Here is a 14,401-nt window from a genome sequence, read left to right on the forward strand (position 1 = left end):
TGACTCTGACCGCGTTTCACATCAGTAAAAACGCTGCTAATCATGACAGCGACAGGATTAATTACATGAAAGAAAATAATACGGCGCTACGACGGGGGCTTACAGGGCGGCACATCCGCTTTATGGCACTCGGATCGGCGATAGGTACCGGCCTGTTTTACGGCTCGGCAGCCTCTATTGAGCAGGCGGGTCCTGCTGTTCTGCTGGCCTACCTTATCGGGGGTGCGGCAGTCTTTATGGTGATGCGTGCGCTGGGCGAAATGGCAGTCCACCATCCGGTACCGGGTTCATTTTCACAATATGCCAGCCATTATATGGGGCCGCTCGCCGGGTTCCTCACCGGCTGGAACTATGTTTTTGAGATGCTGATTGTCTGTCTCGCGGACGTCACCGCCTTCGGCTTCTATATGAAGCTCTGGTTCCCGGATGTCGATCAGTGGATCTGGGTGCTGGGGATTGTGTGTTTCATTGGTGCGCTGAATTTATGTCACGTGAAGATATTCGGGGAGATGGAGTTCTGGCTCTCGATTGTCAAAGTGACCGCAATTATCGCCATGATTGTCGGCGGCGCGGCGATTATGCTGTTTGGCTTCGGCCAGGAAACCGCACATCCTACCGGTATCAGTAACTTATGGGAATTCGGCGGCTTTATGCCGAACGGAATAAGCGGGGTAATAGCCTCACTGGCCATTGTGATGTTTGCCTTCGGCGGCATTGAAGTGATCGGTATCACTGCCAGTGAAGCACAAAACCCGGAAAAAACCATTCCGAAAGCGATCAACGCAGTACCGCTGCGTATTCTGCTGTTCTATGTGCTGACACTGTTTATCCTGATGTGTATCTTCCCGTGGAACCAGATCGGCCATAACGGCAGCCCGTTTGTGCAGATTTTCGAGAAACTGAATATCTCCTACGCGGCCAACATTCTGAACCTGGTGGTGATCACCGCAGCCGTTTCTGCCATTAACAGTGATATCTTCGGTGCAGGCCGGATGATGTACGGCATGGCGCAGGAAGGTCAGGCACCGAAATCCTTTATGAAGCTCACCAAAAACGGTGTGCCGTGGATGACAGTTCTGGTGATGAGTGCAGTTCTGCTGGTCGGCGTGGTGCTTAACTACCTGATCCCGGAAAAAATCTTCATCATTATCGCCTCTATCGCAACCTTCGCGACCGTCTGGGTCTGGCTGATGATTCTGTTATCTCAGGTGGCAATGCGCCGTAAGATGAAACCGGAAGAGGTCAAAACCCTGAAATTCCCTGTACCGATGTGGCCGGTTGCGCCCGCTCTGACCATCGCCTTTATGGTCTTTGTGATCGCCCTTCTGGGTTACTTCCCGGATACACGTGTGGCACTGATGGTGGGGATTGCCTGGGTGGTAATTCTGACTGTTGGTTATTTTGCCGGTGTGAAAAAACGGGTATAAACAGACAACTCACTGTTCTGAAAACACGAAACCGGGTGAATCATACACTCGGTTTTTTTTATGTCCGGTATCAGGGTTCGCTGTTGATACGCTGAATACGGGAGCCCATAATCTGTAACGTTCTGAGCACCATATTGATGCCTTTGAGCGTGTCCTGATCTTTCAGTAATTTATAGGTATTACGGAAATTGTACTTTTCATCACTGTACATCATTTCCATTTTGGCCTTGTTCAGCGTCAGTCCGCTTTCCCACAATAATGCGATACCTGATTCCGCATTATCCGCCAGTTTATTGACCTCATTCTTGCCGATAATATCGACCAGATCCGAGACCAGAGACAGCAAATCAATCACATTATCAAAGCGGTTCAGCTGCATTAATACCGCCAGTTTTTCCGCTGTTTGTGCGGATAATTCAGGCTGTGGCGCAGCAGTCTGTTCATTCATCTGTTCTGTTGCAGACATTGCAGTTTCCTCTGTTATACCAGGCCGCGAACGGTTGACCAGTACAGCCCGCGGTTAAAACCGGTACGCAGCAGGCCACCCAGCTTTGTCGCCGGTGTCGGTAACACATCATGCTTATAATCATACTGAAGCGGCATCCCTGCATTCAGCCCCATCTGGGCGACTGCCTGAACCCGTCCGTCATAAATGGCGGTGGTATAGCCGAAACGCATCTCGCCGATAATATTATCCACCACGACAGTCGACTGGTTATGGCAACTGCCGGCCGCTTTACTGATAGGCAGATCCACAGTATCCCCGAGGACATACACGTTTTTCAGTCCGTACACCTGCAACGTTTCCGGATCTGTCGGCAGCCAGCCCTCTTCTGGATCGCCGTCGGATAATCCGGTATTACGTACCGATTCCACCGCAGAAATCGGTGGCGTACCTATCAGCAGATCAAACGGCTGCTCTTCCCCTTCTTTGGAATACGCAATTTTCTTTTCAGGGCAGACACGCTCCAGGGTAAAACCGCGCTGAGCCTGAATATTACGCTCCTGAAAGACCGCCGGCAGGACTTCACAGACATCTTTCTGCATAAACAGGCAGTTACGTAATAACTGAGATACTGTCGGATAGGTATAAACGATTTCGATATCCTGGCGGACACGACGCTGACGGAAATAATCATCCAGCATCAGCGTGGTTTCCATCGGTGCGATACCACACTGGTGAGGAACATTCGGGGTATTCGGGAAAGAAACCGTAATAAAAATCCGGCCTTTTTCGAATTTTGCCAGCTTTTCAGCCAACTGGCGAGCGGGTTGATACTGATAGAAATGATCGGCAGCTTCTTTCATTCCGGAGATCCGATCCGGTCTCGGCTGACAGCCGGTCGCGATCACCAGGTAGTCATATCCGTATTTGGTGCCGCTCTTTCCCTGCAGCGTCTGTGATGCAAAATCAAAATGCTCGACACGGTCGTGAATAAACTGAATTTCGGGGCGAAGCAGAGAGCGTTGTGACTTTCGTAATTCCTCTTTCAGATACAGATTAAAAGCCACATACATAAACGCAGGTTTATAATAGTGCCATTCACTGTCTGAAATAAGGACAACTTCCACTTTCTTCTGATAAATATCATTTAACAGCTTTCTGGTCAGAATATTTGCGACCATCGTGCCGCCGGCGCCGCCGCCAACAATAACAATACGCTGCATAGAGTCTCCGGTTTTATTACTTAATTAGTTAATAATAAATAACACCAGGCAATAACAACCAGATAACTATAGTTAGTATAAATAATATTGCATTAATATTATTACTTAATGATAACAGTGATAAACAATATCATCAGATATTTTTACATGAACTCAGCAATTAAAGGATAGTGATCTGAAGCATCTGTCTGCATAACGTCCGATAAAACCAGTTTAAATCCGCGATAAAACAGATAATCCAGCGGGTGACCAAATGCTTTTGTCCGGATATCATCCGGAAACAGCACTTCTTTCAGGCCCTGCGCACGGGCAAAACGTTTCAGGGCATTCATGCGCTGCCTGCTCCAGGCGTTAAAATCACCGCCGAGGATCACCGGCCCGATATGACAGCGGATCTGGGAGCCGACCGTATTCAGCTGGCGCCGGTAAACATCCACACCAAAACTGAAATTAATAGCATGGACGTTAATCACCATCAGCTGACGGCCATCCGGCAACGGGTACACAGTAACTAATGCGGATTTAGGCAGACGCAATAAGGGTTCTTTCTGCTGTAACGGGCAGCAATAGATTGGATGGGAGGTTGCCAGTGTCATCACACCGGAAGGATGCTGCTGAAAATGCAGCGCGGGAACCTGATCAGCAACAAGCTGGTGTTTTCCGGCCAGGCTGACCAGTTCAGGAGAAGGCTGTGCTTCCTGAAGCAGGACCAGTTGTGTGTCATGCAAAATGCGATCAAGGGTTTTGCGCCAGTCAGGACGCTGTTGCTTATAGATATTCCAGACCACAACGCGGATAGTTTGTTCCGGTGCGGATAATGGTAAACCAACCGGCAATCCGTTACCCAGCATGTCTGCCGACATGGGGGGGGATTTGTCGTGCCGGATGCCCTGCGACATACCGGACGGACCAGTTTTTTTTTCTCTTTCAACGATAACCCCGATACTGTTTGCTTCTGTCCGTCACTATCTTAGCAAACTTTGATTCATGCTATCCGGTTCAGAACACGTATTCAGGTGAAAAATATTTTTTCTTTTCACCCAAACGCAAAAAAGCCACCCAAAGGGTGGCTTCTTCACTTAATAATAACCTGGCGGTTCCCTACTCTCACATGGGGAGACCCCACACTACCATCGGCGCTACGGCGTTTCACTTCTGAGTTCGGCATGGGGTCAGGTGGGACCACCGCGCTACGGCCGCCAGGCAAATTCATTTCAATCCAAAACAAGCTTTCACAGTGAATGACTTCTGCCTCTTCACTGTGCTGAAAAATCTCTCTAATCGTCTCTCAACTCAAAACACCTTCGGTGTTGTCAGGTTAAGCCTCCCGGTTCATTAGTACTGGTCAGCTCAACGCATCGCTGCGCTTACACACCCAGCCTATCAACGTCTTAGTCTCAAACGTTCCTTCAGGACCCTTAAAGGGTCAGGGAAGACTCATCTCGAGGCAAGTTTCCCGCTTAGATGCTTTCAGCGGTTATCTCTTCCGCACTTAGCTACCGGGCAATGCAATTGGCATCACAACCCGTACACCAGTGGTGCGTTCACTCCGGTCCTCTCGTACTAGGAGCAACCCCTCTCAATCTTCCAGCGCCCACGGCAGATAGGGACCGAACTGTCTCACGACGTTCTAAACCCAGCTCGCGTACCACTTTAAATGGCGAACAGCCATACCCTTGGGACCTACTTCAGCCCCAGGATGTGATGAGCCGACATCGAGGTGCCAAACACCGCCGTCGATATGAACTCTTGGGCGGTATCAGCCTGTTATCCCAGGAGTACCTTTTATCCGTTGAGCGATGGCCCTTCCATTCAGAACCACCGGATCACCAAGACCTACTTTCGTACCTGCTCGAGCCGTCACTCTCGCAGTCAAGCTGGCTTATGCCTTTGCACTAACCGCATGATGTCCGACCATGCTTAGCCAACCTTCGTGCTCCTCCGTTACTCTTTGGGAGGAGACCGCCCCAGTCAAACTACCCACCAGACACGGTCCCGATCCAGATTATGGACCCGGTTAGAACATCAAACGTTAAAGGGTGGTATTTCAAGGATGGCTCCGTGCAGACTGGCGTCCACACTTCGTTGCCTCCCACCTATCCTACACATCAAGGCTCAATGTTCAGTGTCAAGCTATAGTAAAGGTTCACGGGGTCTTTCCGTCTTGCCGCGGGTACACTGCATCTTCACAGCGAGTTCAATTTCACTGAGTCTCGGTGGAGACAGCCTGGCCATCATTACGCCATTCGTGCAGGTCGGAACTTACCCGACAAGGAATTTCGCTACCTTAGGACCGTTATAGTTACGCCGCCGTTTACCGGGGCTTCGATCAGAAGCTTCGCCTTGCGGCTGACCTCATCAATTAACCTTCCGGCACCGGGCAGGCGTCACACCGTATACGTCCACTTTCGTGTTTGCACAGTGCTGTGTTTTTAATAAACAGTTGCAGCCAGCTGGTATCTGCGGCTGGCTTCAGCTCCATGAGTGAAATCACTTCACCTAATGCCAGCGTGCCTTCTCCCGAAGTTACGGCACCATTTTGCCTAGTTCCTTCACCCGAGTTCTCTCAAGCGCCTGAGTATTCTCTACCTGACCACCTGTGTCGGTTTGGGTACGATTAATGGTAACCTGGAGCTTAGAGGCTTTTCCCGGAAGCAGAGCATCAATCACTTCACCACCGTAGTGGCTCGTCGTCACGCCTTAGTGTTAACAACCGACCGGATTTGCCTGGTCAGTCCACCTGCACGCTTAAACCGGGACAACCGTCGCCGGATGATTTAGCTTTCTCCGTCCCCCCTTCGCAGTTACCACCAGTACGGGAATATTAACCCGTTGCCCATCGACTACGCTTTTCAGCCTCGCCTTAGGGGTCGACTCACCCTGCCCCGATTAACGTTGGACAGGAACCCTTGGTCTTCCGGCGTGCGGGTTTTTCACCCGCATTATCGTTACTTATGTCAGCATTCGCACTTCTGATACCTCCAGCATGCCTCACAGCACACCTTCACAGGCTTACAGAACGCTCCCCTACCCAACAATATTTACATATCGCTGCCGCGGCTTCGGTGCATAATTTAGCCCCGTTACATCTTCCGCGCAGGCCGACTCGACCAGTGAGCTATTACGCTTTCTTTAAATGATGGCTGCTTCTAAGCCAACATCCTGGCTGTCTGAGCCTTCCCACTTCGTTTCCCACTTAATTATGACTTTGGAACCTTAGGCCGGCGGTCTGGGTTGTTTCCCTCTTCACGACGAACGTTAGCACCCGCATGTGTCTCCCGTGATAACATTCTCCGGTATTCGCAGTTTGCATCGGGTTGGTAAGTCGGGATGACCCCCTAGCCGAAACAGTGCTCTACCCCCGGAGATGAGTTCACGAGGCGCTACCTAAATAGCTTTCGGGGAGAACCAGCTATCTCCCGGTTTGATTGGCCTTTCACCCCCAGCCACAAGTCATCCGCTAATTTTTCAACATTAGTCGGTTCGGTCCTCCAGTTAGTGTTACCCAACCTTCAACCTGCCCATGGCTAGATCACCGGGTTTCGGGTCTATACCCTGCAACTAATTCGCCCAGTTAAGACTCGGTTTCCCTGCGGCTCCCCTATCCGGTTAACCTTGCTACAGAATATAAGTCGCTGACCCATTATACAAAAGGTACGCAGTCACACCCCGAAGGGTGCTCCCACTGCTTGTACGTACACGGTTTCAGGTTCTTTTTCACTCCCCTCGCCGGGGTTCTTTTCGCCTTTCCCTCACGGTACTGGTTCACTATCGGTCAGTCAGGAGTATTTAGCCTTGGAGGATGGTCCCCCCGTATTCAGACAGGATAACACGTGTCCCGCCTTACTCATCGGACTCACAACACCAGTGCTTTCAGATACAGGGCTATCACCTGCTGTGGCCAGCCTTTCCAGACTGTTCTCTTAACACTGATGCTGATTAAGGTCCTGGGCTGCTCCCCGTTCGCTCGCCGCTACTGGGGGAATCTCGTTTGATTTCTTTTCCTCGGGGTACTTAGATGTTTCAGTTCTCCCGGTTCGCTTCATTACCTATGTATTCAGGTAATGATAGTGCAACGAATTGCACTGGGTTTCCCCATTCGGAAATCGCCGGTTATAACGGTTCATATCACCTTACCGGCGCTTATCGCAGATTAGCACGTCCTTCATCGCCTCTGACTGCCTAGGCATCCACCGTGTACGCTTATTCGCTTAACCTCACAACCCGAAAGTGTCTTATCCGACAGGCTGTGCTTTGCGATTTCTTTGTCGGGCGGTGCTCGTGATGCTCACATACCTGAGTATGCTCCGCTCACTGTGCTCCGGCCTCCGCGAAATCACTTCGCTCGCCGTGTCGTAGTAACACGTTCTGTTGCTTGGCTGAGAGACTCATCAATATTACCTCGGTGATAATATTGATTGTTTCAATTTTTCAGCTTGTTCCGGATTGTTAAAGAGCATAATTGTTAAGCTGACTCTTGAATCAGCTTAATCATTATTTGCAGATGACTTTCACTCATCCGCGCAGACTGGCGTCCCCTAAGGGGATTCGAACCCCTGTTACCGCCGTGAAAGGGCGGTGTCCTGGGCCTCTAGACGAAGGGGACATTAGTCAGCTTCGCAGACGCTCTCTGCTCATTTTCTATCAGACAATCTGTGTGAACACTCACATTCAGTATCAACTAGGTAAGGAGGTGATCCAACCGCAGGTTCCCCTACGGTTACCTTGTTACGACTTCACCCCAGTCATGAATCACAAAGTGGTAAGCGCCCTCCCGGAGGTTAAGCTACCTACTTCTTTTGCAACCCACTCCCATGGTGTGACGGGCGGTGTGTACAAGGCCCGGGAACGTATTCACCGTAGCATTCTGATCTACGATTACTAGCGATTCCGACTTCATGGAGTCGAGTTGCAGACTCCAATCCGGACTACGACGTACTTTATGAGTTCCGCTTGCCCTCGCGGGGTCGCTTCCCTTTGTATACGCCATTGTAGCACGTGTGTAGCCCTACTCGTAAGGGCCATGATGACTTGACGTCATCCCCACCTTCCTCCGGTTTATCACCGGCAGTCTCCTTTTGAGTTCCCGCCATCACGCGCTGGCAACAAAGGATAAGGGTTGCGCTCGTTGCGGGACTTAACCCGACATTTCACAACACGAGCTGACGACAGCCATGCAGCACCTGTCTCAGAGTTCCCGAAGGCACCAAAGCATCTCTGCTAAGTTCTCTGGATGTCAAGAGTAGGTAAGGTTCTTCGCGTTGCATCGAATTAAACCACATGCTCCACCGCTTGTGCGGGCCCCCGTCAATTCATTTGAGTTTTAACCTTGCGGCCGTACTCCCCAGGCGGTCGACTTAACGCGTTAGCTCCGGAAGCCACGCCTCAAGGGCACAACCTCCAAGTCGACATCGTTTACAGCGTGGACTACCAGGGTATCTAATCCTGTTTGCTCCCCACGCTTTCGCACCTGAGCGTCAGTCTTTGTCCAGGGGCCGCCTTCGCCACCGGTATTCCTCCACATCTCTACGCATTTCACCGCTACACATGGAATTCTACCCCCTCTACAAGACTCTAGCTGACCAGTATCAGATGCAATTTCCCGGTTAAGCCTGGGATTTCACATCCGGACTCGATCAACCGCCTGCGTGCGCTTTACGCCCAGTAATTCCGATTAACGCTTGCACCCTCCGTATTACCGCGGCTGCTGGCACGGAGTTAGCCGGTGCTTCTTCTGTCGGTAACGTCAATTGCCAAGGTTATTAACCTTGACACCTTCCTCCCGACTGAAAGTACTTTACAACCCGAAGGCCTTCTTCATACACGCGGCATGGCTGCATCAGGCTTGCGCCCATTGTGCAATATTCCCCACTGCTGCCTCCCGTAGGAGTCTGGGCCGTGTCTCAGTCCCAGTGTGGCTGATCATCCTCTCAGACCAGCTAGGGATCGTCGCCTAGGTAAGCCGTTACCTCACCTACTAGCTAATCCCATATGGGTTCATCTGATGGCGCGAGGCCCGGAGGTCCCCCGCTTTGGTCCGAAGACATTATGCGGTATTAGCTACCGTTTCCAGTAGTTATCCCCCGCCATCAGGCAGATCCCCATACATTACTCACCCGTCCGCCGCTCGTCAGCAGAGAAGCAAGCTTCTCCCTGTTACCGCCCGACTTGCATGTGTTAGGCCTGCCGCCAGCGTTCAATCTGAGCCATGATCAAACTCTTCAATTAAAAGTGTCTGATGCTCAAAGAATTAAACTGTTTACTGCTGCTTATTTCTAAGCTGCTGTATTGGTCACTCTTCAAGACTTCTCAAAAATAATATTTTTTGTGATATGTCCTGCGAGTGCCCACACAGATTGTCTGATAAATTGTTAAAGAGCAGTTGCAACCTTCGCTGCCGTTGCCGGTCTTCTGCGTTGTTGCGAGGCTGCGTATATTACGTTTCCAGCCCCTTCGAGTCAAGCGTTGTTTTTCAACTTTCCGCTTTTTCTCTTTCTGCCGGAACCGCGTGTTATCGCGTTGTTCCGTGTCAGTGGTGGCGCATTATAGACACTCGCTGAGATCACGCAAGTGTTTATTTCAACTTTTTTTTCTGTTTGCAGATAAAACACCCAATCGGGTTACTTTTTAGGTGATTTTGCGCTTTTTTGTACGGGTTTCAGCAGTGCAGGTAAATCCGCGATACTGTTAATCACAATATCTGCCGCCGCTTCGGCGTCTTCCGTTACCGGTTTACCGGTGCGTACCAATACGGTTGTACCCACTTCGGCTGCCCGTCCGGCCAACATATCGTCGAGCTTATCCCCTACCATATAAGAGTTACTCATATCGATCTTCAGAAATTTCTGTGCATCCAGCAGCATACCCGGCTCCGGTTTACGGCAGTTACATTCCTGACGAAACTCTTCGACAGTACCTTCGGGATGATGAGGACAATAATAGATACCATCCAGGTCAACGCCGCGATCCGCCAGAGACCAGTCCATCCATTCTGTCAGATGCATAAACTGATCTTCGGTAAACATACCGCGGGCAATACCCGACTGATTTGTGACTATGATTAAAGCGTAGCCCATCTGCTTGATGGCCTGCATTGCTTCAATCGCGTTCTCTATAAACTGAAAATCATCAATCTCATGGAGATAGCCGGTATCTACGTTAATGGTGCCGTCTCTGTCCAGAAATACTGCGGGGATACCCATGGTTACACTCTTAGTCCGTCATCAATAATGTATTTAGTATCGCCTATTTGATGCGGAATGAGAATGCGGCCTGATAACTAAATCCTGTTGACTTAGCCGTCCAGACATCTTAACATCCGAAAATCATCTGGTGAACAACCAGTTTCACGTAACAAGGTAATAATAATTACATGATAAAGCTGACGAATATAAATAAGGTTTTTCAGCAGGGTCATCGCGAAATACAGGCACTTTCTGATATTAACCTGCACGTCCCGCAAGGGCAGATTTACGGTGTGATTGGTGCTTCCGGCGCCGGGAAAAGTACGCTTATCCGCTGTGTGAATATGCTGGAACGGCCGACATCCGGACAGGTACTCGTCGGCGGCCGTGACCTCACTAAGATGAACGATAAAGAGTTAACCCGTGCCCGTCGCGGCATCGGAATGATTTTTCAGCATTTTAACCTGCTGTCTTCCCGTACTGTTTTCGGGAATATCGCGCTGCCGCTGGAACTGGATCGCGTACCGGCGGCGGAAATTGAAAAACGGGTTGTGAAGCTGCTTGACCTGGTCGGTCTGTCTGATAAACGGGATGTTTATCCGGCAAATCTGTCCGGTGGTCAGAAACAGCGTGTGGCTATCGCCCGTGCGCTGGCAAACGAACCGGAGGTATTGCTGTGTGATGAGGCCACCAGCGCCCTGGATCCGGCAACGACCCGTTCGATTCTGGAACTGCTGAAAGACATCAACCGCCGGCTGGAGTTAACTATCCTGCTGATCACCCATGAAATGGATGTGGTGAAACGCATCTGTGACCAGGTTGCGGTTATCAGCGGCGGACAGCTGATTGAACAGAATACGGTGAGTGAGGTGTTCTCTCATCCGAAAACACCAGTGGCACAGGCCTTTATTGAATCCACGCTGCATCTGGATGTGCCGGAAGATTATCTGGCACGTCTGAAACCGGAACCGGCGGAAGGACTGGGGCCGCTGCTGAAGCTGGAGTTTGGTGGTCAGTCTGTCGATGCCCCGCTGATCTCGATTGCATCACGCAAGTTCAATATTGATATCAGCATCCTGAGTTCTCAGATGGATTATGCGGGTGGTGTGAAATTTGGTGTCATGCTGGCAGAACTGGACGGTAACAGCCCGCAGGATGTTGAAGCGGCGATTAGTTTTCTGAAAGAACACCACGTAAAAACAGAGGTTCTCGGTTATGTCTGAAGGAATGATTTTACTGTTAGTTAAAGGCATCTGGGAAACCCTGGTTATGACATTTGCATCCGGTTTCCTGGGATTTTTAATCGGCCTGCCGGTGGGGGTACTGCTGTATATCACCCGTTCTGGGCAAATTGCGGATAATAAAAGCCTGTACCGGACCTTGTCCGTGCTGGTCAATATCTTCCGCGCGATTCCGTTCATTATCTTACTGGTGTGGATGATTCCGTTTACCCGGTTAGTCGTCGGTACATCTATCGGGTTACAGGCTGCCATTGTGCCGCTGACTGTCGGCGCTGCACCGTTTATTGCCCGTATGGTGGAAAACGCCCTGCTGGAGATCCCGTCAGGTCTGATTGAAGCATCGCGGGCGATGGGAGCCACACCATTACAGATTGTCAGCAAGATCCTGCTGCCGGAAGCATTACCGGGACTGATCAACGCCGCTACCATTACGCTGATCACCCTCGTGGGTTACTCCGCAATGGGTGGTGCTGTCGGTGCAGGCGGGTTAGGTCAGATTGGTTATCAGTATGGTTATGTCGGATATAACGCAGTAGTTATGAATACGGTATTGGCATTGCTGGTTGTTTTGGTCTTTATTATTCAGGTATGTGGTGATCGTCTGGTTAAGGCCGTTACCCACAAATAAGACTCTCTCCGCGCCGCACTGACTGCGAACGCGTATTAAACAGAACGAGGAAAGAAAAGATGGCTTTTAAATTAAAATCGCTTGTCGTTGCCGGTGCTTTGCTGGGTTCATTAGTGCTGGCGGGTTGCGGACAGAATGAAAAAGATCCGAAAAGTATCAAAGTCGGCGTGATCGTCGGTGCTGAACAGCAGGTGGCAGAAGTGGCGAAAAAAGTCGCCAAAGACAAATACGGCCTGAATGTGGAACTGGTTACGTTCAACGACTACGTCATGCCGAACGAAGCGCTCAGCCGTGGTGATATCGATCTGAACGCATTCCAGCACAAACCGTATCTGGATCAGCAGATTAAAGACCGTAACTACAAATTAACTCCGGTGGGCAATACCTTTGTTTATCCGATTGCCGGTTATTCAAAGAAAATCAAATCACTGGATGAATTACAGGACGGCGCACAGGTCGCTCTGCCGAATGACCCGACTAACCTCGGCCGTTCACTGCTGTTATTACAGAAGCAGGGATTAATCAAACTGAAAGAAGGCACCGGTCTGCTGCCGACAGTTCTTGATGTGGTTGAAAACCCGAAAGGTCTGAAACTGATCGAGCTGGAAGCCCCGCAACTGCCGCGTTCACTGGATGATAATAAGATCGACCTGGCCGTGATCAACACCACTTACGCCAGCCAGATCAACTTAACCCCGGCTAAAGACGGCTTATTTGTTGAAGATAAAGATTCACCTTACGTCAACATTATTGTCTCCCGCGAAGATAATAAAGACAGTGAAGCGGTGAAACAATTTGTTCAGGCATATCAGTCTGATGAAGTCTTTAACGAAGCAGATAAAGTCTTCAACGGCGGTGCGGTGAAAGGCTGGTAAAAGACCGGGAGTTCAGAATAACTGCTAAATTCTTTTATCTTTAATCAAAGAATATTACACTGAGGGTGAACAATTGTTCACCCTTTTTATTTTGTTATAATCATTAAATGTTCATCATATAAATAATAATATTTCATCTGCCCTTACTTTTCTGTTTTGTACAGCCAGAGGATTGTTTTCCATGCGAGTGCTTATTATCAGCCTGCTTGCTCTTCTCATCGCGGGATGCTCTTTCCGTCAGAGTCATTCTGAACAGGAGCAGGCGCAATACGCCGATATGCGGCTGAAAAAATCGGCCGGTAAAAAAGCCAAATCAACATCCGCAGCATCACGCGTCAAACTCTATCTCCACCCGGAAGAACTGCTGGGTAAACCTTTCCGTGACCTTGGTGTGGTTTTGGGTCAGAATTGCCGTGAAGCGGCAAACCCTGCACAGTCCGGTATTCCGGCAGCCCGTAAGCAAATGCTGTCCCGGGCCGGAAAACTGAAAGCAGATGCCGTGTTACTCCACCAGTGCGCCGTGAACCCCGCGCAGGGTTGTAAGCAGCTGGCGGTATGCGAAGGTACTGCGATTAAGGTTGATGATGTCTGAGTTTTCATTTTCGCCCGTGGGGTTTATCCGCTCACCGTGGCAGGAAAAATTTGCGATTCCGCGCCAGCCGGGGCTGGTTGAGGATGGTACCGGGGAACTGCACTTTGTGGCGCCCTATAATCACGCCGACTGCGTGCGCGGACTGGAACAGTTCAGTCATGTGTGGGTCATCTTTGTTTTCCATGATATTCCGGCCGGCAGCTGGCGTCCGCTGGTACGCCCGCCGCGCCTTGGCGGTAATGCAAAAATGGGCGTGTTTGCCACCCGCTCCACCTTCCGCCCGAATCCGATCGGGATGTCGCTGGTTGAACTGAAAAAAGTCTGTTACGACGGCGATACGGCGTATCTCTCCCTCGGCAGCCTGGATCTGCTTAACGGCACACCGGTGCTGGATATCAAACCCTATCTGCCCTATGCTGAATCCGTGCCCGGCGCACTGGCCGGTTTTGCGCAGGAAGAGCCGCCGGCGGATATGCCGGTCGTGTTCAGCCCTGCCGCGCAGCAATTCATAACAGCTCAGGCCGCACAATATCCTGATTTGGCGCGTTTTATCACACAGGTACTGGCGCAGGATCCGCGTCCGGCGTATAAAAAACAACAGGCTGACGATAAAATTTATGCCGTGCACCTGCTGGATTTAAATGTCCGCTGGCATATCCGTGACGGCGTGACCGAAGTCATCAGTCTGGAAAAACGCTAAACCCCTTTTGGGGCGCGGCAGTCACTGGTAAACTGTCAGGCTTAACTTCACTTCTGCGCAGAATATTTCTGCGATAAGACATGTTT

At 50.5% G+C, this 14,401-nt stretch carries 9 protein-coding genes, 1 tRNA gene, 3 rRNA genes and 1 pseudogene; 6 read left to right on the plus strand and 8 right to left on the minus strand.

The features are described from left to right. Positions 1-65 precede the first annotated feature (65 nt). Positions 66-1,427, plus strand: a complete 1,362-nt coding sequence (locus JL661_RS15160) for an amino acid permease (protein WP_015422464.1) — start codon at positions 66-68, stop codon at positions 1,425-1,427. 70 nt (positions 1,428-1,497) lie between these two features. On the opposite strand, the gene JL661_RS15165 is transcribed toward JL661_RS15160, so the two are convergent. From JL661_RS15165 to gmhB, 8 genes and pseudogenes are all read right to left on the minus strand, one after another. Continuing rightward, a complete protein-coding gene (locus tag JL661_RS15165; protein ID WP_062773383.1) occupies positions 1,498-1,893 on the minus strand; it encodes a hypothetical protein in 396 nt (131 codons plus the stop codon). 14 nt (positions 1,894-1,907) lie between these two features. Then, positions 1,908-3,095 carry an NAD(P)/FAD-dependent oxidoreductase gene (locus JL661_RS15170; protein WP_004236210.1) on the minus strand — a complete coding sequence of 396 codons (1,188 nt, stop codon included), beginning with the start codon at positions 3,093-3,095 and terminating at the stop codon, positions 1,908-1,910. Between the two features lie 143 nt (positions 3,096-3,238). Beyond that, positions 3,239-3,968, minus strand: a pseudogene (locus JL661_RS15175) (endonuclease/exonuclease/phosphatase family protein). A gap of 215 nt (positions 3,969-4,183) precedes the next feature. Further along, positions 4,184-4,299: ribosomal RNA gene (gene rrf, locus JL661_RS15180) — 5S ribosomal RNA — on the minus strand. A 110-nt stretch (positions 4,300-4,409) separates the two neighbouring features. Continuing rightward, positions 4,410-7,312, minus strand: a 23S ribosomal RNA gene (locus tag JL661_RS15185). A gap of 312 nt (positions 7,313-7,624) precedes the next feature. Beyond that, positions 7,625-7,701 (minus strand) — tRNA-Glu (locus tag JL661_RS15190). An 80-nt stretch (positions 7,702-7,781) separates the two neighbouring features. Next, positions 7,782-9,323, minus strand: a 16S ribosomal RNA gene (locus JL661_RS15195). The 16S, 23S and 5S rRNA genes sit together here with 1 tRNA gene alongside, the layout of an rRNA operon. A gap of 392 nt (positions 9,324-9,715) precedes the next feature. Then, positions 9,716-10,297, minus strand: a complete 582-nt coding sequence (gmhB, locus tag JL661_RS15200; protein WP_004237249.1) for a D-glycero-beta-D-manno-heptose 1,7-bisphosphate 7-phosphatase — start codon at positions 10,295-10,297, stop codon at positions 9,716-9,718. A 170-nt stretch (positions 10,298-10,467) separates the two neighbouring features. Between gmhB and metN the strand changes: the two genes are divergently transcribed. The 5 genes from metN to tsaA all read left to right on the plus strand — a co-directional run bounded on the left by metN (position 10,468) and on the right by tsaA (position 14,315). Continuing rightward, positions 10,468-11,502, plus strand: coding sequence for a methionine ABC transporter ATP-binding protein MetN (gene metN, locus JL661_RS15205; protein ID WP_004237248.1), 1,035 nt, complete (start codon positions 10,468-10,470; stop codon positions 11,500-11,502). Then, positions 11,495-12,148 carry a methionine ABC transporter permease MetI gene (locus JL661_RS15210; RefSeq protein WP_004242237.1) on the plus strand — a complete coding sequence of 218 codons (654 nt, stop codon included), beginning with the start codon at positions 11,495-11,497 and terminating at the stop codon, positions 12,146-12,148. Before metN ends, JL661_RS15210 begins: the two co-directional genes overlap by 8 nt. Before the next feature lie 59 nt (positions 12,149-12,207). Beyond that, a complete protein-coding gene (locus tag JL661_RS15215) occupies positions 12,208-13,023 on the plus strand; it encodes a MetQ/NlpA family lipoprotein (RefSeq protein ID WP_004237246.1) in 816 nt (271 codons plus the stop codon). Positions 13,024-13,204: 181 nt separating this feature from the next. Further along, positions 13,205-13,615, plus strand: coding sequence for an Rcs stress response system protein RcsF (gene rcsF, locus JL661_RS15220; protein ID WP_004237245.1), 411 nt, complete (start codon positions 13,205-13,207; stop codon positions 13,613-13,615). Further along, a complete protein-coding gene (gene tsaA / locus JL661_RS15225; protein ID WP_004242235.1) occupies positions 13,608-14,315 on the plus strand; it encodes a tRNA (N6-threonylcarbamoyladenosine(37)-N6)-methyltransferase TrmO in 708 nt (235 codons plus the stop codon). The genes rcsF and tsaA overlap by 8 nt, the downstream gene beginning before the upstream one ends. Positions 14,316-14,401 lie beyond the last annotated feature (86 nt).

Origin of the sequence: Morganella morganii (genome assembly GCF_019243775.1) — a bacterium.
GTDB lineage: Bacteria > Pseudomonadota > Gammaproteobacteria > Enterobacterales > Enterobacteriaceae > Morganella > Morganella morganii.

Bases quoted from the DNA above. Each gene is read 5' to 3' on its own strand.
- JL661_RS15160 (WP_015422464.1), top strand. From the start codon at position 66: ATGAAAGAAAATAATACGGCGCTACGACGGGGGCTTACAGGGCGGCAC.
- tsaA (WP_004242235.1), top strand. From the start codon at position 13,608: ATGTCTGAGTTTTCATTTTCGCCCGTGGGGTTTATCCGCTCACCGTGG.
- JL661_RS15215 (WP_004237246.1), top strand. From the start codon at position 12,208: ATGGCTTTTAAATTAAAATCGCTTGTCGTTGCCGGTGCTTTGCTGGGT.
- metN (WP_004237248.1), top strand. From the start codon at position 10,468: ATGATAAAGCTGACGAATATAAATAAGGTTTTTCAGCAGGGTCATCGC.
- JL661_RS15165 (WP_062773383.1), bottom strand. From the start codon at position 1,893: ATGTCTGCAACAGAACAGATGAATGAACAGACTGCTGCGCCACAGCCT.
- rcsF (WP_004237245.1), top strand. From the start codon at position 13,205: ATGCGAGTGCTTATTATCAGCCTGCTTGCTCTTCTCATCGCGGGATGC.
- JL661_RS15170 (WP_004236210.1), bottom strand. From the start codon at position 3,095: ATGCAGCGTATTGTTATTGTTGGCGGCGGCGCCGGCGGCACGATGGTC.
- JL661_RS15210 (WP_004242237.1), top strand. From the start codon at position 11,495: ATGTCTGAAGGAATGATTTTACTGTTAGTTAAAGGCATCTGGGAAACC.
- gmhB (WP_004237249.1), bottom strand. From the start codon at position 10,297: ATGGGTATCCCCGCAGTATTTCTGGACAGAGACGGCACCATTAACGTA.